The sequence below is a fragment of the Eubacterium ramulus ATCC 29099 genome, from assembly GCF_000469345.1.
Lineage (GTDB): Bacteria > Bacillota > Clostridia > Lachnospirales > Lachnospiraceae > Eubacterium_I > Eubacterium_I ramulus.
The window spans coordinates 1914-2113 of sequence record NZ_KI271116.1 but is presented as its reverse complement, the minus strand read 5'-3'; the positions used below and the strand labels follow the sequence as shown (position 1 = coordinate 2113).

Sequence of the window (200 nt, the reverse complement as noted above, 5' to 3'; positions counted from 1 at the left end):
AAAGGTGGGATAAGTTCAAAGCCTTTGTTACTGTCACAACGCATTTCTTCAATGATATAGGTATCATAAGGTAATGCACCCTTGCTGTCGTCTGGTTCAGAAATCCCAAACCACACACCGTCCTCGCTGGTCTTGCCTGCGTTTGTATTGTGCTTATGAGAAGCCCAGTCAGCAGAAGTGGAGAATTGCCCGTTATCATC

At 45.5% G+C, this 200-nt stretch carries 1 protein-coding gene; it reads right to left on the bottom strand.

What is annotated here, in order from left to right; all coding sequences use genetic code 11:
- Positions 1 to 200 (bottom strand): hypothetical protein (locus HMPREF0373_RS17840; protein WP_021738898.1); only part of this gene is annotated, 200 nt, incomplete at both ends.